General features: G+C 70.7%; 18 protein-coding genes. 11 read left to right on the forward strand and 7 right to left on the reverse strand.

The window, feature by feature from the left end:
* Positions 1 to 19: 19 nt before the first annotated feature.
* The 3 genes from ACK4K7_RS05550 to ACK4K7_RS05560 are packed head-to-tail and all read right to left on the reverse strand — an operon-like array spanning position 20 to position 3,167.
* A complete protein-coding gene (locus ACK4K7_RS05550) occupies positions 20 to 1,564 on the reverse strand; it encodes a type II and III secretion system protein family protein (protein WP_431864233.1) in 1,545 nt (514 codons plus the stop codon).
* 1 nt (position 1,565) lies between these two features.
* Positions 1,566 to 2,648: a Flp pilus assembly protein CpaB gene (cpaB, locus tag ACK4K7_RS05555; protein ID WP_431864234.1), complete on the reverse strand. Its 1,083-nt coding sequence runs from the start codon at positions 2,646 to 2,648 to the stop codon at positions 1,566 to 1,568.
* 48 nt (positions 2,649 to 2,696) lie between these two features.
* Positions 2,697 to 3,167, reverse strand: a complete 471-nt coding sequence (locus tag ACK4K7_RS05560; RefSeq protein ID WP_431864235.1) for an A24 family peptidase — start codon at positions 3,165 to 3,167, stop codon at positions 2,697 to 2,699.
* 55 nt (positions 3,168 to 3,222) lie between these two features.
* On the opposite strand from ACK4K7_RS05560, the gene ACK4K7_RS05565 reads away from it, so the two are divergent.
* Together ACK4K7_RS05565 and ACK4K7_RS05570 are read left to right on the forward strand one after the other, a co-directional pair.
* Positions 3,223 to 4,152: an alpha/beta hydrolase gene (locus ACK4K7_RS05565; RefSeq protein WP_431864236.1), complete on the forward strand. Its 930-nt coding sequence runs from the start codon at positions 3,223 to 3,225 to the stop codon at positions 4,150 to 4,152.
* The gene (locus tag ACK4K7_RS05570) at positions 4,149 to 5,267 is read left to right on the forward strand and encodes an NAD(P)/FAD-dependent oxidoreductase (RefSeq protein ID WP_431864237.1); all 1,119 of its coding nucleotides are present in this window, start codon (positions 4,149 to 4,151) and stop codon (positions 5,265 to 5,267) included. The genes ACK4K7_RS05565 and ACK4K7_RS05570 overlap by 4 nt, the downstream gene beginning before the upstream one ends.
* Here ACK4K7_RS05570 and rnhA read toward each other — a convergent pair.
* Positions 5,240 to 5,689 (reverse strand): ribonuclease HI, encoded by a 450-nt coding sequence (gene rnhA / locus ACK4K7_RS05575; protein WP_431864238.1) that lies wholly within the window; start codon positions 5,687 to 5,689, stop codon positions 5,240 to 5,242. The two genes, ACK4K7_RS05570 and rnhA, sit on opposite strands and share 28 nt — an antisense overlap.
* 2 nt (positions 5,690 to 5,691) lie before the next feature.
* Complete coding sequence (gene ispH, locus ACK4K7_RS05580) at positions 5,692 to 6,642, reverse strand: 4-hydroxy-3-methylbut-2-enyl diphosphate reductase (RefSeq protein WP_431864239.1); 951 nt, start codon at positions 6,640 to 6,642, stop codon at positions 5,692 to 5,694.
* A 110-nt stretch (positions 6,643 to 6,752) separates the two neighbouring features.
* Between ispH and ACK4K7_RS05585 the strand changes: the two genes are divergently transcribed.
* Positions 6,753 to 7,391: a hypothetical protein gene (locus ACK4K7_RS05585; RefSeq protein WP_431864240.1), complete on the forward strand. Its 639-nt coding sequence runs from the start codon at positions 6,753 to 6,755 to the stop codon at positions 7,389 to 7,391.
* Between the two features lie 176 nt (positions 7,392 to 7,567).
* Here ACK4K7_RS05585 and purL read toward each other — a convergent pair whose 3' ends face one another.
* Complete coding sequence (gene purL / locus ACK4K7_RS05590) at positions 7,568 to 9,736, reverse strand: phosphoribosylformylglycinamidine synthase subunit PurL (protein ID WP_431864241.1); 2,169 nt, start codon at positions 9,734 to 9,736, stop codon at positions 7,568 to 7,570.
* A gap of 94 nt (positions 9,737 to 9,830) precedes the next feature.
* Between purL and ACK4K7_RS05595 the strand changes: the two genes are divergently transcribed.
* A complete protein-coding gene (locus ACK4K7_RS05595) occupies positions 9,831 to 10,286 on the forward strand; it encodes a VOC family protein (protein ID WP_431864242.1) in 456 nt (151 codons plus the stop codon).
* Between the two features lie 217 nt (positions 10,287 to 10,503).
* On the opposite strand, the gene ACK4K7_RS05600 is transcribed toward ACK4K7_RS05595, so the two are convergent.
* Complete coding sequence (locus tag ACK4K7_RS05600) at positions 10,504 to 10,893, reverse strand: hypothetical protein (RefSeq protein WP_431864243.1); 390 nt, start codon at positions 10,891 to 10,893, stop codon at positions 10,504 to 10,506.
* 155 nt (positions 10,894 to 11,048) lie between these two features.
* Between ACK4K7_RS05600 and ACK4K7_RS05605 the strand changes: the two genes are divergently transcribed.
* From ACK4K7_RS05605 to ACK4K7_RS05635, 7 genes are all read left to right on the forward strand, one after another.
* Positions 11,049 to 11,321 (forward strand): hypothetical protein, encoded by a 273-nt coding sequence (locus ACK4K7_RS05605; protein ID WP_431864244.1) that lies wholly within the window; start codon positions 11,049 to 11,051, stop codon positions 11,319 to 11,321.
* A 16-nt stretch (positions 11,322 to 11,337) separates the two neighbouring features.
* Positions 11,338 to 12,606 (forward strand): Gldg family protein, encoded by a 1,269-nt coding sequence (locus tag ACK4K7_RS05610; RefSeq protein WP_431864245.1) that lies wholly within the window; start codon positions 11,338 to 11,340, stop codon positions 12,604 to 12,606.
* A 265-nt stretch (positions 12,607 to 12,871) separates the two neighbouring features.
* Positions 12,872 to 13,357, forward strand: a complete 486-nt coding sequence (locus ACK4K7_RS05615; protein ID WP_431864246.1) for a division/cell wall cluster transcriptional repressor MraZ — start codon at positions 12,872 to 12,874, stop codon at positions 13,355 to 13,357.
* The gene (rsmH, locus tag ACK4K7_RS05620; RefSeq protein ID WP_431864247.1) at positions 13,354 to 14,307 is read left to right on the forward strand and encodes a 16S rRNA (cytosine(1402)-N(4))-methyltransferase RsmH; all 954 of its coding nucleotides are present in this window, start codon (positions 13,354 to 13,356) and stop codon (positions 14,305 to 14,307) included. Before ACK4K7_RS05615 ends, rsmH begins: the two co-directional genes overlap by 4 nt.
* Positions 14,304 to 14,957 (forward strand): hypothetical protein, encoded by a 654-nt coding sequence (locus ACK4K7_RS05625; RefSeq protein ID WP_431864248.1) that lies wholly within the window; start codon positions 14,304 to 14,306, stop codon positions 14,955 to 14,957. Before rsmH ends, ACK4K7_RS05625 begins: the two co-directional genes overlap by 4 nt.
* Positions 14,957 to 16,657: a peptidoglycan D,D-transpeptidase FtsI family protein gene (locus tag ACK4K7_RS05630; protein ID WP_431864249.1), complete on the forward strand. Its 1,701-nt coding sequence runs from the start codon at positions 14,957 to 14,959 to the stop codon at positions 16,655 to 16,657. The genes ACK4K7_RS05625 and ACK4K7_RS05630 overlap by 1 nt, the downstream gene beginning before the upstream one ends.
* Positions 16,657 to 18,075, forward strand: a complete 1,419-nt coding sequence (locus ACK4K7_RS05635) for a UDP-N-acetylmuramoyl-L-alanyl-D-glutamate--2,6-diaminopimelate ligase (protein WP_431864250.1) — start codon at positions 16,657 to 16,659, stop codon at positions 18,073 to 18,075. Before ACK4K7_RS05630 ends, ACK4K7_RS05635 begins: the two co-directional genes overlap by 1 nt.
* Positions 18,076 to 18,124: the final 49 nt, after the last annotated feature.

The following is an 18,124-nucleotide window of genomic DNA, read 5'->3' on the forward strand; positions in this document are numbered from 1 at the left end:
TTGGCGGGACGGGGGGACATCAGAAGTTGAACCCGGGCGCGGCCGAGCTGGACGGCGCGGGCTGCGGCGGCGGAAGCGCGGCGGCGGGGCGCTGGGCCTGGCGCTGCGGCGCTTCGGGGGCGGCCGGGACCTGCGCCTGGCCCATGCCCGGGGCGACGGTGCGCGGCGGCGCCATCACCGGGCGCGGACGCTGCTCGCCGCTGCGGCTGTTATGCTCCTGGTCGAGCAGCACCCGCTGAGCGTCGCCCGCCGGGCGGAAGCCGTCGGTCGGAAGCGCGATCTGGCCGGCATTGACCGGGCGCACCAAATACGGCGTCACCACGATCACCAGTTCGGTCTCGTTGCGGCGGAAGCTGTTCGAACGGAACAGCGCGCCCAGGATCGGCAGGTTGCCGAGGATCGGGGTGCGCTCCACCGTGTTGTTGCCGCCGTTGCGCAGCAGGCCGGCGATCATGAAGCTCTGGCCGGAGCCGAGCTCCACCGTCGTCTCGGCGCGGCGCGTGGTGAGCGAGGGGACGCGGAAGCCGTTCAGCGTGATCGCGCCCTCGGACGAGAGCTCCGACACTTCCGGCCGGACCCGCATCGAGATGCGGCCGCCTTCCAGCACGATTGGCGTGAAGGCGAGGCTGACGCCGAACTGCTTGAACTCGATCGAGGTGCCGCTGATGCCCTGCGCGGTCGGGATCGGAAATTCGCCGCCGGCGAGGAAGCTCGCCGTCTCGCCCGAAAGCGCCGTCAGCGTCGGTTCGGCGAGGACCGTGACGAGGCCGCTATTCTCGTTGAGGTCGAGCGCGCCGGCGACATTGAGGCCGAACAGATTGTTGAGCTGGAGGCCGAGGTTCGAGACGCCGGTCGGACGGTTGAACGTGTAGCCCCCCCCCGGAGTGAACTCGCCCATGTCGCGGCCGCGGCCGAAAAAGAAGCCGGTGCTTCCGCCGGTCGGGTCCAGGGTGTCGAGATTGACGCCGATGTCGCGCATCAGCGACCGGCTGACCTCGGCGATTCTGACCTGCAGCGTCACCTGGAGCGGAGTCGCGGTGCGCAGCCGGCTGATCACCTGCGTGCCGTCGCCGACGAAGGCCTGGACGAGATGCTGGGCCTCCTCGACGTCGGCGGGCGTCGCCACCGTGCCGGTGAGGAGGACGAGGCCGTTCATCGGCGTCGCGCGGATCTCGGCGTCCGGCATGGCCAGCTGCAGCAGCTGGTCGACCGAGTCGAGATTGGTGCCGACGCGGACGTTGGCCGAGTAGATGACCTGGCCGGCGCGGTTGGTCGCGTAGACGCTGGTCTGGCCGGCGCCCTTGCCGAAGATGTAGATCTGGTTCGACGAGCGCACCTGGACGTCGGCGACCCCGTCGTTGGCGACGAACAGGTCGGTCATCGTGCCGTCGAGCCGGACGAGCCGTCCGGTGCCGACCGACAGGGTGACGTCGTTGGTCGGGGCGACCGCGCCCGCCGGCTGCGCCACCGCGGGTCCCGTGGCGGGGGCTGCGAAGCCCGCCGCCAGGGCGGCCGCCACGGCGGTGCCGAGCGTCGCGCGTCCAAACTTCATGAACTTGCTCATCTTATTTGGCTCCCACCGGAACGACGGTCACGCTGTTGCCACGCGCGACCCGGACGACCGGCCCGGTCGGCTGCGCAGCGGCGGCCGGAGCGGGTTCGCGTCCCGAGGCACGGTCGGCGAGCGCGCCGATCATTGCACCCATCTGCCGCATTGGATCATTGTTGTTGTCGTTGTTGCTTGCGGCCTTCGCCGGGACGGTGGCGCGCTGGAAACGCGACACGTCTGCCCCCACGGTATAAGTCGTATTGCTGTCCACCGGCCGGTTGGCGATCGCCAGCAGCATGCGGCGTTCGGCGCGGGGATCGGCGTTTTCGGGCACTTCGATCTCGCCCGCGGCGATCGCCCGCTCGAGCTCGGCCGAATTGTCGGCCAGCGAGCGCAGCGACAGCGACAGCGAACCGATCGTCTGCGCGACCGCGATCTTCTCGGCGATGCGGGGCGTCGCCTCCAGCGTCACCGTGGAGTTGGTGTTGACCACCTGGTTGCCGTTCTCGTCGCGCGAATTGATGCGCTGGTCGGTGGCGAGCACGCGGACGTTGCGCAGGATCGTTTCGGAAACCTTCAGCGAACCGCCTTCGCCGCCGCCGCTCACTTCATGCGTCATGACGATGTCGACGCGGTCGCCCGGGAAGACGAAGCCCGCGACCCCGCTGGTCGCGTTCACCGGAACGGTGATGGCGCGCATGCCCGGCCCCAAGGCGGCGGCAAGGAAGCCGCGTTCGCCCGGGCGGATCAGCGCGCCCTGCGTCACTGGCTGGCCGGCGGTGATCTCGGTCCGCACGACGGTGCCGATGAGATCGGCCGGGTTCACACCGCCGCTCTCGCCGCCTTCGCCGCCTTTCAGATAATAAGCCGACTGGATCAGGCTGTCCGGCCAGGGCTGGAAGCGGATCGCCTCGGCGTCGATGATCGTGCCGACCGGCAGCGAACGGGTCGCCACCAGCACTTCGGGACCCATCGGGACGACGGGGCCGGCCTGCGCCTGCGGAGCCGAAGCGCCGCTGAACATGTTCTTGGCAGTGACCGCGGTCACCCCCGCGACCAGCAGCGCGCCGATCAGCAGCAAGATTTTCTTCACATCCATGACGCCAGTCGCCTCCTGCCCGGACCCGGGATTTCAGGGTCCTATCCTTCAGCCAAATTGGTTAAGAATCCGTTCGCCAATCAGCCACAGCCCGCCGAAGGCGATGGCGACTCCGTAAGGGACCTGCACCGCGCCCTCGGCGCGCGCGATCCGCTTCCGGATCATCATCGCCACCGTGAGCGCGCCGCCCGCCAGCGACATCACCAGCAGCAGCACCATCAGCGCCTGCGGCGGGAGCCACAGCGCGATCGCCGCCAGCATCTTGACGTCGCCGCCGCCCATCCAGCCGATCCGGAAGGCCAGGGCGAACAACATGAACACGCCCGCGCCGAGCGCGAGCTGCAGCGCCGCGTCGGGCCAGAGCGAAAGCCCCGTCGCCCACCAGAAGGGCACGGCGAGCAAGGCGATGGCGAGGTTGAGCGGATTGGGAATGGTGCGCGAACGCAGGTCCAGCACCGCCGCCAGCAGCAGCAGCGACGCGAGCAGCGCCAGCAATATTTCGGCAAGTCCCCAGTTCATAAGCAACAGCCTCTAGACGGCTCTGCTTTCAAAAACGTAACCGGCGCCGATGGATATGGACGCGAACGATCGCCGAAGGCTGCCGCGGGACGCGCGGCTGACCGTCTGGACGGCGCCGGACGGCTGGCGCCACCGGCGGATCGACTGGCCGCGCAAGCCCGGGACGGCGCGGCGCGGAAGCCTGCTGTTCGCGGGCGGCCGCGGCGATTTCATCGAGAAATATCTGGAGGCCAAGGCCCATTGGCGCGGCGCGGGTTGGGACGTCACCAGCTTCGACTGGCGCGGCCAGGGCGCCTCGCGCGGCGACATCGCCGGCGGCCATCTCGACGATCTGACGCGGCTCGTCGACGATCTCGAGGCGCTGATCGCCGAATGGCGGGCGGAGACCGAGGGGCCGAATGTCGTCGTCGCCCATTCGATGGGCGGACATGTGCTGCTGCGCCTGCTCGCCGAGCGGCGGCCGGCGCTCGACGCGGCGGTGCTGGTCGCGCCGATGCTGATGATCAACAGCGCGCCGCTGCCGACGATGGGCGCCTGGTGGCTGGCGGCGGCCGCGGCCGGCTTCGGCTGGGCGCGGCGGCCGGTCTGGCAGCAGGGGGAGACGCCGCCGCCGGTCGGCTCGCAGCGCCACTCGATCCTCACCTCCTGCCCTGGCCGCTATGCCGACGAGCTGTGGTGGTGGGAGCGCGAGCCCGGCTACAATCTCGGCGCGCCGAGCTGGGGCTGGCTGAACGCCGCCTATCGCTCCTGCGCCGCGCTGACGCCGGACAAGCTCAGGCAGGTGAAGGTGCCGGTGCTGCTGGTGGGCACCGAGGCGGACCGGCTGGTGAGCCCCTCGGCGATCCGGTCGGCCGCGGCCGCCATCCCCGGCGCCCGGCTCAAGATGTTCGACCGCGCCGCCCACGAGATCCTGCGCGAATCGGATCCGGTCCGGCTGGAGGCGCTGGCGGAGATCGACCGCTTCCTCGCGGAGCATGCCGGGTGAGGCGCGCGGACGTCGCGATCGTCGGCGCGGGCATGGCGGGCGCCAGCCTCGCCGCCGAAGTGGCGGCCCATGGCTCGGTGCTGCTGATCGAGGCGGAGAACCGGCCGGGCTATCATTCGACCGGCCGCTCGGCCGCCTTCTGGTCGGAATGCTATGGCGGGCCGCTCGTCCAGCCGCTCACCACGGCGTCCGGCCGCTTCCTCGCCGCCCCGCCCGCCGATTTCGCCGACGAGCCCTTTCTCAGCCCGCGCGGCGCCGTCCACCTGGCCGACGCGGACGGGGAGGGGGCGCTCGACGCGCTGCGGCGGGAATTCGAAGGCAGTGGGGTGCCGCTCCGCCGGCTGGACCGCGCCGGGATCGAGGCGGTCGTCCCGGGCCTCCGTCCCGGCTGGGACCGGGGGCTGGAGGAGCCGAGCTGCGCCGACATCGACGTGGCCGGGCTCCACGCCGCCTATCTGCGCCGCGCCAGGCGGCTCGGGGCCGAACTGGTGACCGACGCCCGGCTGCTCGCGGCCGATCGGACGGGCGCGGGCTGGCGGCTCGAAACGGCGGCCGGGACCTTCGAGGCGGCGGTGCTGGTCGACGCCGCGGGCGCCTGGGCGGACGAGGTGGCGCGGCTGGCGGGCGCGGCGCCGATCGGCGTCCAGCCCTATCGCCGCACCATCGTCCAGCTGCTGGTCGCGCCCCCGGCGCCCGCCGGAATGCCGCTCGTCATCGACGCGCTCGGCCGCTTCTACTTCAAGCCGGAGGCGGGCGGGCGGCTGTGGCTCAGCCCGCACGACGAAACGGCCTGCGACCCGTGCGACAGCGCCGCGGAGGAGATCGACATCGCCGTCGCGATCGACCGGATGGAGCGGGCGGTCGACTGGAAGGTGGAGCGGGTCGAGCACAGCTGGGCGGGCCTGCGCAGCTTCGCGCCCGACCGCCTTCCCGTCTACGGCTTCGCGCCGGACGCTCCGGGTTTCTTCTGGTTCGCGGGGCAGGGCGGCTTCGGCATCCAGACCGCGCCCGCCGCGGCCCGCCTCGCCGCCGCGCTCCTGCTCGGCCGGACGCCCGATCCGCTGGTCGCCGGGATCGACCCGGGACCCTATTCGGCGGGGCGCTTCCGGAACTGATCGGCCGCGGCGCAGGCGAGCCGGTCGGCGCGTTCGTTCTCCGGGTGGCCGGCATGGCCCTTCACCCAGTGCCATTCCACCCTGTGCGGCGCGGCCGCCTCGACCAGCGCCTGCCACAGCTCGGCATTCTTCACGGGCTTCCTGTCGGCGGTCTTCCAGCCGTTGCGGCGCCAGCCGTGGATCCATTTGGTGATGCCGTCGCGCACATAGACGCTGTCGGTATAGAGCCGCACCGCGCAGGGGCGCTTCAGAGCGTTGAGCGCCGCGATCGCGGCCATCAGCTCCATGCGGTTGTTGGTGGTGGCGGGCTCGCCGCCCGACAGCTCCTTCTCGGCCGATCCGGAACGCACCACCGCGCCCCAGCCGCCGGGTCCCGGATTGCCCTTGCAGGCACCGTCGGTGAAGATGTCGACTTCGGTCAAGATCAGGCGGCTTCGAGCCCGGCGGGCAGCTTGAACACCATCCGCTCCTCGACGCCCTCGACCGGCTCCTCATGGACGTCGAACCGCTCCGCGATTCGCGCCACCACCTCGCGCACCAGCACTTCGGGCGCCGACGCGCCGGCGGTGATGCCGAGCGTGCGGACCCCCTCCAGCCAGTCGAAATCCACGTCCGCGCCGCGCCCGACCAGCATCGACCGCGCGCCTTCGCGCCGCGCCACTTCGACGAGGCGGACCGAATTGGAGCTGTTGGGCGCGCCGATCACCAGCACCGCGTCGCAGCGCCCGGCAATGTCCTTCACCGCCGCCTGGCGGTTGGAGGTGGCGTAGCAGATGTCCTCGCTCTTGGGCGCGCGGATGGTGGGGAAGCGGCGCTTCAGCACCGCGATGATCTCGGCCGTGTCGTCCACCGACAAGGTGGTCTGGGTCAGGAAGGCGAGCGTGTCCGGATCGGCCGGCGCCACGGTTTCGGCATCCTCGGCGGTCTCGATCAGGGTCATGCGGCCTTCGGGCACCTGGCCGAACGTGCCGATCACCTCGGGATGGCCGGCATGGCCGATGAACAGGATGTGCCGGCCCTGCTCGATCAGCCGCTCCGCCTGGCGGTGGACCTTGGAGACGAGCGGGCAGGTGGCGTCGAGATAGTTGAGCCCGCGCGCCGCCGCCTTGGCGGGCACGGCCTTCGGCACGCCATGAGCGGAAAAGACCACCGGCACGCCGTCCGGCACCTGGTCGAGCTCCGGCACGAACACCGCGCCGCGCGCCTTCAGCCCGTCCACCACATATTTGTTGTGCACGATTTCGTGGCGCACATAAACCGGCGCGCCATAGCGTTCGAGCGCGAGCTCGACGATGCGGATCGCGCGATCGACGCCCGCGCAAAACCCGCGCGGCGCCGCGATCAGCAGGGTGAGGGGGGGCTTCGTCGTCGCCATCGCTGCGCCTCTACTCGATTGCTTGCCACTCAGGAACCCGCTTCCTATGATCCGCCGCCTGTCATAGGGGGGTGGCAGATGCGTGCCCCTTAGTTCGAGGATAATTTTCCGTGTTCAAGCCCAAAGCGGCGCTCGCCGTCCTCATTCCCCTGGTCCTCGCCGGCTGCGCGCGCGAAGGCGACATCCTCCCGACCGGCATCATCGCCTCCTATTCGGCCTGTCCGCCGGTGGCGATTCCCGCCGGCACCGGCGACCTCACCTTGTTCAACCCGCCCGCCAGCCGCGACGCGGCGGCGATCGACGTGGTCGCGACGATCACCAACGTGCGCAGCACCTGCGACGAAAGCGGCGAATATATCGTCTCCAACGCGACCTTCGAGGTCCAGGCGCAGCGCCGCGACGCGACCGGCGCGCGCGAGGTGGTGGTGCCCTATTTCGCCACCGTCGTGCATGGCGGCACCAACGTCGTATCGAAGCGGGTGAGCCGCGTCGCGCTCAACTTCGCCGACGGATCGCACAGCGCCACCGCCCGGGGCGCCGCGACCGCGCAGGTGCTGCGCTCGGCCGCGACCCTGCCGGAGGACGTGCGCCGCCAGATCACCCGCCAGCGCCGCCCGGGCGATCCCGACGCCGCGATCGATCCGCTCGCCGACCCGACCGTCCGCGCCGCCGTCCAGCGCGCGACCTTCGAACTGCTGGTCGGCTTCAACCTCACCGAGGAACAGCTGCGCTACAACGCCACCCGCTGATCGAAATCCTCCCCTCCCTGCACGCAGGGAGGGGCCGGGGGTGGGTACGGTCGCCTTGGACAGGTTCGTCATTGCGAGGAGCGAAGCGACGAAGCAATCCGTGGCCTCCGAAGCCGCTTGGATTGCTTCGCTCCGCTCGCAATGACGGACCCGGCTCAAGCCAAGACGAGCTTGCCTCAGCTGCCCATCAGCTGCGGGAAGAAGGCCTCATGGGCCTCGCGCAGCCGGGCGAGCGGGGCTTCGCCGCCGTTCACCCGGACCGCGTCGCCGCCGGTGGTGCCGATGCGGCGGACCGGGACGGCGCCGCCGTCGAGATCGCCCGTGGCGGTGACGAGGTAGCGGCCCTGGTCCTCGCCGAAGGCGGAGGCGGCGGTCCAGTCCCCGTCCAGCTCCGCGCCGATGCCGCCCGACAGCGCCATTTCGGCCACGGCGACCAGCAGGCCGCCGTCGGAAATGTCGTGCACCGCCGTCACCTTGCCGTCGCGGATCAGGCCGCGCACCAGATCGCCGGCGCTGCGCTCGGCGTCGAGGTCGACCGGCGGCGGCGGGCCGTCCTCGCGGCCGTGCAGTTCGCGCAGCCACAGCGACTGGCCGAGATGACCGGGCCCGGGTTCGCCGATAAGGTAGATCGCCTCGCCTTCCGCCTTGAAGGCGACGGTGGCGGTCTCTTCGTAATCGTCGATCAGGCCGACCCCGCCGATCGCGGGCGTTGGCAGGATCGCGCTGCCGCCGCCAGTCGCCTTGCTCTCGTTGTAGAGCGAGACGTTGCCCGACACGATCGGCATGTCGAGGGCGCGGCAGGCCTCGGCCATGCCCTCGATGCAGCCGACGAACTGCCCCATGATCTCGGGCCGCTGCGGGTTGGCGAAGTTCATGCAGTCGGTGGCGGCGAGCGGCTTCGCGCCCACCGCGGTGAGGTTGCGGTAATTTTCGGCGATCGCCTGTTTGCCCCCCTCGACCGGGTCGGCGAAGCAGTAGCGCGGCGTCACGTCGGTCGCGACCGCCAGCGCCTTCCTCGTGCCGTGGACGCGCACCACCGCCGCGTCGCCACCCGGCGGCTGGATCGTGTCGGCGCCGACCTTGTAGTCGTACTGCTCCCAGATCCAGCGGCGGCTGGCGAGATCGGGCGTGCCCATCAGCTCGACGAGATCGGCGGCGAGGTCCGCGCTCTCCGGCGCGTCGGTCAGCGGCTCGCGCTTCGGCGTCGGCACCCAGGGCCGTTCGTAGCAGGGCGCCTCGTCGGCGAGCGGACCCAAGGGAATGTCGGCGACGGTGTCGCCCTTCCATTTCAGCACCAGACGGCCGGTGTCGGTCACCCGGCCGATCACGGCGAAATCGAGCTCCCATTTGCGGAAGATCGCCTCGGCCTCGGCCTCGCGGCCGGGCTTCAGCACCATCAGCATCCGCTCCTGCGATTCCGACAGCATCATCTCGTAAGGCGTCATGCCTTCCTCGCGCTGGGGCACGTCGTCCATGACCAGCTCGATGCCGACGCCGCCCTTGGACGCCATCTCGACAGAGGAGGAGGTGAGGCCGGCCGCGCCCATGTCCTGGATGGCGACGATCGCGTCGGAGGCCATCAGCTCGAGGCAGGCCTCGATCAGCAGCTTCTCGGTGAACGGGTCGCCGACCTGCACGGTGGGGCGCTTCTCTTCCGAATCCTCGCTGAAGTCGGCGCTCGCCATCGTCGCCCCGTGAATGCCGTCGCGGCCGGTCTTCGAGCCGACATAGACCACCGGATTGCCGATGCCGGCGGCGGCCGAATAGAAGATCTTGTCCTGCTCGGCGATGCCGACCGTCATCGCGTTGACCAGGATGTTGCCGTCATAGGCCGGGTGGAAATTGACCTCACCGCCCACCGTCGGCACGCCCACGCAATTGCCGTAGCCGCCGATGCCGCTGACCACGCCGGCGATCAGATGCCGCATCTTGGGATGGTCCGGCCGGCCGAAGCGCAGGGCGTTTAAATTCGCCACCGGCCGCGCGCCCATCGTGAAGACGTCGCGCAAGATGCCGCCCACCCCGGTCGCCGCGCCCTGATAAGGTTCGATGTAAGAAGGGTGGTTGTGGCTCTCCATCTTGAAGATCGCCGCCTGACCGTCGCCGATGTCGATCACGCCGGCATTCTCGCCCGGCCCCTGGATCACTTGCGGCCCCGTGGTCGGCAGCTTTTTCAGGTGCACGCGCGAGCTCTTGTAGGAGCAATGCTCCGACCACATGACCGAGAAGATGCCGAGTTCGGTCAGGTTCGGCTCGCGCCCCAGGGCGTGGAGCACATGCTCATATTCCTCGGGCGACAGGCCGTGCTCGGCGACGATTTCGGGGGTGATCTGGGATTCGGACATGGCGGCGCTCCTAGCGAAGCAATTCGGGTTTGTCGAAAGGCGCCGGAAGGCGTATGGATGATCACGCTTTGTTCTCATGCACGAGGAGGCTGCGATGGCTGCCAAAGCGATCCCCGAAGGATATCACAGCGTTACCCCCTATCTGATCGTCGACCGGGCGGAGGAGGCGATTCGCTGGTATTGCGCCGCGTTCGGCGCCGAGACGCTGCTCACCATGCCGATGGGCGACAAGATCGGCCATGCCGAGATCCGGATCGGCGACAGCGTGATCATGCTCTCCGACGAATGGCCGGACCATGGCATGCTCGGCCCCAAGGCGCGCGGCGGGCCGACGTCCAGCCTGATGATCTATGTCGAGGACAGCGACGCCGCCTTCGACCGCGCGGTGAAGGCCGGGGCCACCGCCGAGCGGCCGGTCCAGGACCAGTTCTACGGCGACCGCTCCGGCACGCTCCTCGATCCGTTCGGCCACCGCTGGACCATCGCCACCCATGTCGAGGACGTGGACGAGGCGGAACTCCGCAAGCGCATGGCGGAATTCACCGGCTGAGGACGGCCCAAAATTCCTCCCCTTCAAGGGGAGGGGGACCAGCCGAAGGCTGATGGAGGGGTTTCAGCGCCCGAGAAAATCTTCAGACGCTGGCCCTCCTCCGTCAGCCCTGCGGGCTGCCATCTCCCCTTCAAGGGGAAGATGGTCCCAAGAAAAAGGCCGGCCCGAGGGGATCGGGCCGGCCGGATGGACGCTATGTGACTCGAAGAAAGGCGGTTCAGCCGGTGCGGCAGGTCTGGGTGCCGCGGCCCGGCGCCGTCAGCGTGATCTGATCCGCATTGGCGCTGACCGACCAGCCCTCGCCGGTATAAGGCGGGTTGCCGCCCTCGGCGGTCAGCCGGACGCCTTCGGCGCTGCGCTCGTTGATGCGGACGTGGACCGTGTCGTTGGTGTAGAAATCGGCATAGACGAGCGCATTGTCGCGGCAGCGATAGGTGCGGCTCGCCTGGATCGCCGGCGGCAGCTCGACCGGGGCGGCGTTCTGCAGCTCGTCAGCCTGGGGATCGTAGCGGTTGGCGACGATCGTCTCGGGCTCGGAGCTGCAGGCGGCAAGAGCGAAGGAAGCCGCGAGAGCCGCGGCGGCGAGAAAGCGAGGGGGTTTGTGCATAGCAGCGACGGTTTTGCGAACCGTTCGCACTTCGTCAAGCCCCTTGTTAACCTTTTGAAACACCCGGTGTTTTTCCGGGGTTCGACAAGCCGCCGCCGCTGGGTTAGGTTCGAGCCCGTTTCGATCAGGGCAGGGGCGGGAGTAGATTTGGCGCCATGCAACGCGTTCGCATCGGATTGACCGGGCTGGCGTTCGTCTTCGTGCTGGTGCTGCTGGCGGCGATCTTCACCGATCCGACCGAAGAGGAACCGATCACCCCCAACCTCATCGAGCGGCAGCGGCTGCCGGGCCAGGCGGAGACCGCGGCCGACCGCCGCAAGGACGGCACGCCGCGCGATCCGCTGGCCGAACTGGGCGTGGCGCCGGGCGGCACCGACGCCAACACCGCCGCCACCCAGCCGCCGCCGCCCGCCGGAGCCGACCGTTAGCATCCGTCTTCCCGCCGTGATCGCCGGCGCCGGCGCCTTCGCGGCGGCGGAGCTGGCGGTCACGCTTCTCGTCGGCCGCTTCTTCGAATGGGGGAGGACGGAAAACCTGCTGTTCCTCGCCTTCCGGCCCTGGCTGATCCTGGCGGCGGCGCTGCTGATCGCCCGCTGGGACTGGCGGGCGCGGACCCTCTTCTACCCGCTCGCCCTGCTCGCCGCCGCGGCGTCCCACGCCGCCTTCCTCGCCGCGCTGGGCGCCGACCGGCCGTTCGCGGGGGCGGGGCAGGGACTGCTCGCCGGTCTGCTGCTCGCCGCCATCGTCGATCCCGTGATCGGCATGGGAAGGGAGCGCTGGGGCCGAAGGGGCCAGAGCGTGGCGGCGGCCGCGATCGTGCTGCTGTTCGTCCTCCCGTTCGGCCTGCTGCGCATCCACGAAGCGATCGCGCTTGGGCGCGGGCCGGCGCTGCCTGCCTCGGCGGAGGCGCCGCGGCCCGTCTTGCACCTGATGACGGCTTTGCCGCTCGTCTGGGGAGAAGCGGGGGCGTTCGGGCCGGACAGCCGTCCGACCGAGACCTACCGCCAGCTCGATCGCGCGTTCGACATCCGCTTGCTCGACTCCCTCGGCGCGGAGGCGCTGGCGGAGGCGCGGCTGCTGCTGCTCGCCCAGCCGCGGGCCCTGGCCCCGGAGGAGCTGGTCGCGCTCGACGCCTGGGTGCGCGGCGGGGGAAGGGCGCTGATCCTCACCGATCCGGCGCTTGTCTGGCCGAGCGAGCTTCCGCTCGGCGACGTCCGCCGCCCGCCGCCGGTGGGGCTGCTCGGCGGGCTGCTCGGCCATTGGGGCCTCGCGCTCGACTCGCCGGAGCGGGCGCGGCTGGTGGTCGATCATTTCGCGAGCGGCGGCGCGGTCCGCCGGATCGGCCTCGCCGCGCCCGGCGCGTTCCGGGCGGAGGGCGGCGCCTGCGCGGTCGCCGGCCGGCCATGGCTCGCCCGCTGCCGGCCTGGGGCGGGGGAGGCGCTGCTGGTCGCCGACGCCGATCTCCTCGACGACCGGCTGTGGGTCGGCCCCGCGGGCGCGGGCCGCAACGAACGCGCCGCCGACAATCCGCTGATCCTGGTCGAATGGCTCGACCGGCTCGCCGGCGTCGTGCGCTCGACTTCCCCGGCGGAGGTCCAGTGGCTGCGGCCCGAAGCCTCCCGAGGCGCCGCCATCGCCGCCGGCCTCGCTCCCGCCGCGTTCGCGCTGCTGGCGGGACTCGGACTCGGTCGGCTCCGCCGCCGCCGCGGCTGACCAACATATTTATCCACAGCCATGTCCACCCGGAACATCTTGTGGACATCTTGTGGAACAAACCGCGAATTGTCATCTGATCCCCGCTTTATGGCATGAAATCCCCATCTACGGCATGAAAACCCCTTCCATCCCCATCCCCATCCTGTTATCCACTGGCCTGTAGTTAAGGGGCATTTCCTGTTGGGCCGGCAGCGGCGACGTGGGACGCGACGATGGCGCGCCCGCGAACGGGGGAGGTCCGTGTACAGGGGACGGATCTGAAGTGGAGCTGGAGCACCTCTTCAACGGGAGTGCGCTGAATGCGGTGGATGCCAAGGGGCGTCTGTCGGTTCCGGCGTTCATCCGGGGGGTTGTCGAGCGCCGGTCCGACGCCAAGGCCGTCGTCATCGGCGCGCACGAGGTCGATCCCTGCCTCACCGCCTACGACCGCGGCTACGCCCGCATCCTCCACGCCGAGAACGAACGCCGCCGCCTGCTCGAGGAAAGCCGCGGCGGCGACACGGCCGAACATTTCGCCCGCGCCCGCCGCACCTTCGGCATCACCGAGGACGTCCCCTACGACACGTCCGGCCGCATCATCCTGCCCCCGATGATGCGCCGCAAGGGCCAGATCGAGGATCTCGCCTTGTTCGTCGGCACCGGCGGCACGTTCGAAATCTGGAATCCCTATCTGGCGCTCAAGAGCGCCGACGAGGGGCTGCGCGAGCTCGCCGCCTACCGGCTCGAGGAAAAGGGGCTGCAGCCGTGACCGCCGCCCAGCCCCACATCCCGGTCCTGCTCGAAGAGGTCGTGGCCGGCCTCGATCCCAAGCCGGGCGAAGTCCATGTCGACGGCACGTTCGGCGCCGGCGGCTACAGCAAGGCCATATTGGAAAAAGGGGCGGACCAGGTCTTCGCCTTCGATCGCGATCCCCAGGCGATCGAAGCCGGAGCGAAGCTGGCCGCTGCTTGCGGGGGGCGCCTGACGCTTGTTCCGGAACGTTTTTCCCGGATGCGTCAGGCGCTTGCCGACCGCGGCGTCGAGGAGGTGGACGGCGTCACGCTCGACATCGGCGTCTCCTCGATGCAGCTCGACCAGCCCGAACGCGGCTTCTCCTTCCAGGCCGACGGCCCGCTCGACATGCGGATGGGCAAGGACGGCCGCACCGCCGCCGATTTTCTCAACGAGGCGGACGAGGCCGAGATCGCCGACATTCTCTACCATTATGGCGAGGAGCCCAAGTCGCGCCGCATCGCCCGCGCGATCGTCGCCGCGCGGCCGGTCGAGCGGACCGGCCAGCTCGCCGAGATCGTCCGCAAGGCGGTGGGTCACAAGCCGGGCATGAAGAAGGACCCGGCGACCCGCACCTTCCAGGCGATCCGCATCCATTTGAATGAAGAATTGTCCGAGCTCGAGGGCGGGCTGGCGGCCGCCGAACATGTATTGCGTCCCGGTGGCCGCCTTGCCGTCGTCACCTTCCACAGCCTCGAGGACCGGATCGTGAAGCGCTTCCTTCGGGAACGCAGCGGTTCGGTTCCGGCCGGGTCCCGTCACCGTCCTGCCCAAGCGGCGGCGGGCCCGAGCCCGAGTTTCGAAGCGGTCGCCAAGCCCGTGCGCGCGGGCGAGGCGGAGCTGGCCGCCAATCCCCGCGCGCGTTCGGCGACGTTGCGCGTCGCGCGCCGCACAACCGCACCCGCATGGCAAGGAGCCACCGCATGAGCGCCCCCGGTTTCAAGCCCGTCGGCTGGGTCGCCGCCGTCGCCGTGGCGGCGCTCGGCTGCTACATGACCTCGCTCCAGGTCGCCTCCGAACGGGCCGAGCTCGCCAATATCGAGCACAGGATTCTGCGCGCGCAGCAGGACATCCGCACGCTCCAGACCGAGCTCGGCACCCGCGGCCGGCTCAGCCAGCTCGAACGCTGGAACGCCGAGGTGCTGGCGCTGTCGGCGCCCACGTCCGGTCAGTTCCTCGACAGCGAAGTGACGCTCGCCCGCTTCGACGTGCGCCAGCCGACCATCGCCGATCAGCAGCAGGTGCGGATGGCGTCCGCCGCCGTTCCGGCGCCGCCGGCCGCCGTGTCCGCGCCCGCCGCGCCGCCGTCCACGGCGCCGCGCCGCGCGGTGATCGACTATGCCGCCGCCGCCGATGCCGCCGAGGCGGAACGCGCCGCCGAGCGCGCCCGCCGCCCGGTGGTGCAGCGCGCCGCTCTGGTCGTCACCGAACGCGCGCCGGAGCCGCTGCCCGCCGCCGCGCCCGCGCCCCGCACGCCCGCCGCCGACGCCAAGCCCGCCTCGCTGCTCGACGACAGCCTGATCCGCGAGATCGGCGCCGCCGCCCGCGCCGAGCGGCAGGGGAGCCAGGGCAACTGATGGCCACGGTCGCGGTCCAGCCGCCGCGCGCGGGTCCCGCGGCCGATCGGCCGGACGGGCTGGCGCTCACTTATCATCGGCTGATGCTGATGATGCTGCTGTTCCTCGGCGTCACCACGCTGATCGTCGGCCGGCTCCTCTATCTGCAGGTCTTCACCGACCGTTCCGGCGCCGCCCAGATCGGCAACCCTCTGGTCCCGCCGCGCGCCGACATCGTCGACCGCAACGGCGTCACCCTCGCCCGCACGATCGAGGCCTGGTCGATCGCGGTGCATCCGCGCCGCCTGCTCGGCAATCCCAACGAGCTGGCGATGAAGCTGGCCGAGCTGATGCCGGAGCGCAGCCCGCGCGACTGGCGCGCGCTGCTCACCCGCGACGTGAACTTCGTCTATCTGTCCCGCCGCGCGATGCCCGAGCTGGTGGCGGCGGTGAACGCGCTCGGCGAGCCGGCGATCGTCTTCGCGCGCGAGCCGGAGCGGCTCTACCCGCAGACGCAGCTTGCCGGCCACGTGCTCGGCTGGACCGATTTCGACGGCGCCGGGGTCGCCGGCATGGAGCGGGCGCTGGAGGACCGGCTGACCTCGCCCGAAGGCCGCGGCCGGCCGGTGGCGCTGTCGATCGACAGCCGCGTCCAGGCGGTGATGGAGGCCGAACTCGGCGCCCAGGTCGACAAGCATTCGGCCGAAGGCGGCACCGGCATCGTGCTCGACGTGCGCACCGGCGAGCTGATGGCGCTCGCCTCCTTCCCGACCTTCAACCCCAACGCCGCCGGCCGCTCAGATCCGGACGCGCAATATAATCGCGCGACCATGGGCGTCTACGAGCTCGGATCGACCTTCAAGCCGCTGACCGTCGCCGCCGCGCTCGACGCCGGCACGATCCGCTCGCTCAGCCAGCGCTACGACGCCAGCTCCGGCCTGCCGATCGGCCGTTTCCGCATCTCCGACTACAAGGGCAAGAACCGGCCGCTGAACGTCGCCGAGACGCTGGTCCATTCCTCCAACATCGCCACCGCCCGCATCGCCGACGAGCTGGGGCTGGAGCGGCTCCAGGCCTCGTTCCGCGCGCTCGGCTTCGACACCGCGCCGCCGCTGGAGCTCGCCGAGCGCAGCCGGCCGCTGTGGCCGCGCGAATGGAGCCGGGCGACCCTGCTCACCAGCTCCTACGGCCACGGCGTCGCCATCACGCCGCTGCAGCTCGCCAGCGCCTATGCCGCGCTGGTGAACGGCGGGGTGTGGCGCCCGGCCACCCTGCTGAAGCGCGACGGACCGCCGCCGGAAGGGCGCCAGGTCTATTCGCCGGAAACCAGCTACAAGCTGCGCCAGATGCTGCGCCTCGTCGCCCTCCACGGCAGCGGCAAGCGCGGCGACGCGCCGGGCTTCCGGGTCGGCGGCAAGACCGGCACCGCGGAAAAGATCACCACCGGCGGCGGATATTCGCGCAAGGTGAACGTTTCCACCTTCGCGGCGGCTTTCCCCATGGACGATCCTCGCTATGTGGTGATCGTCATGCTCGATGCTCCCAAAGCCACCGCCGACACGTTCGGCTACACCACCGCCGGCTGGGTCTCCGCCCCGGTCGTCCATCGCGTCGTCTCCCGGGCCGGGCCGCTGCTCGGCGTCATTCCGGACGCGCGCCGCGACATCGACGTCTCGGGCCTGCTCCCGCTGATCGGCGTCCAGCCCACGCCGGGGCGCTGATGCGGCTCTCGGCGCTGATCGGGGCCGCCGGGGACGATTCGCCGGTCACCGGCTTCGCGATCGACCATCGCAAGGTCGCGCCCGGCACGGTGTTCGGCGCCTTCCCCGGCACGCGCTTCAACGGCGAGGACTTCATCGCCGACGCCGTCGCCGCCGGCGCGGTCGCGGTCGTCGCCCGCCCGAACGCCAGGGTCGAAGGCGCGGCCCATGTGGCGGCGGAAGAGCCGCGGCGCGAATTCGCTGCGCTCGCCGCCAAATTCTTCGCACCTTTCCCGGACACGGTGATCGCCGTCACCGGCACCAACGGCAAGACGTCGAACGTGGAGCTGTGCCGCCAGCTGTGGCGGATGGCGGGCCACCCGTCCGCCTCGATCGGCACGCTCGGCGTCACCACCGCCGACGACCAGGTGACGACCGGCCTCACCACGCCCGACATCGTCACTTTCCTGTCCAACATGGCGGGGCTGGAGCGGATGGGCATCACCCATGCCGCGTTCGAGGCGTCGAGCCACGGCCTGTCGCAATATCGCACCGAAGGCCTGCCGGTGCGCGCCGCCGCCTTCACCAACTTCACCCGCGACCATCTCGATTATCACGGCACGATGGAGGCCTATTTCGAGGCCAAGATGCGGCTGTTCTCCGAAGTGGTGGCGCCGGACGGCGCCGCGGTGGTGTGGACCGACGATCCCAAATCGGACGAAGTGATCAGGCGGGTCGAGGAGCGGGGGCTCCGGCGGCTGACGGTGGGTTCGCGCGGCGAGGCGCTTCGCCTCGTCTCGCGCGAGCCCACCCAGCTCGGCCAGACGCTGGTGATCGAGGCGGAAGGCGCGCGGCACACGGTCAAGCTGCCGCTGATCGGCGCCTATCAGGCGGCGAACGCGCTGACCGCGGCCGGCCTCGTCCTCGCGACCGGCGGCGAGCTTAAGCAGACGCTCGACCATCTCGCCCGGGTGCAGCCGGTGCGCGGGCGGCTGGAGCGGGCGGTGATCAGCCGCGCCGGCGCGCCCGTCTATGTCGATTATGCCCATACCGCCGACGCGATCGAGGCGGCGATCGCCGCGCTCCGGCCGCATGCGCGCGGCCGGCTCATCATCCTGTTCGGCGCGGGCGGCGACCGCGACGTCGGCAAGCGCGCCGAAATGGGCGCCACCGCCGCCCGGCTCGCCGATCTCGTCATCGTCACCGACGACAATCCCCGGAGCGAGGACCCCGCCGCCATCCGCCGCGCCATCCTCGACGGCGCGCCCGGCGCGCGCGAGGTCGCCGGCCGCCGCGACGCCATCGCCGCCGCCATCGCCGAAGCCGGGCCGGACGACATCGTCCTCCTCGCCGGCAAGGGCCACGAACAGGGCCAGATCGTCGGCGACGCCGTCCTCCCCTTCGACGACGTCTCCGTGGCAAGGGAGTGCGCGGCGTGAACCGGTTGCAGAGCCTCATCCTCCCTGGCTGCGCGGCAGCTGGGGAGGG

The sequence above is a fragment of the Allosphingosinicella sp. genome, assembly GCF_046295735.1.
Lineage (GTDB): Bacteria > Pseudomonadota > Alphaproteobacteria > Sphingomonadales > Sphingomonadaceae > Allosphingosinicella.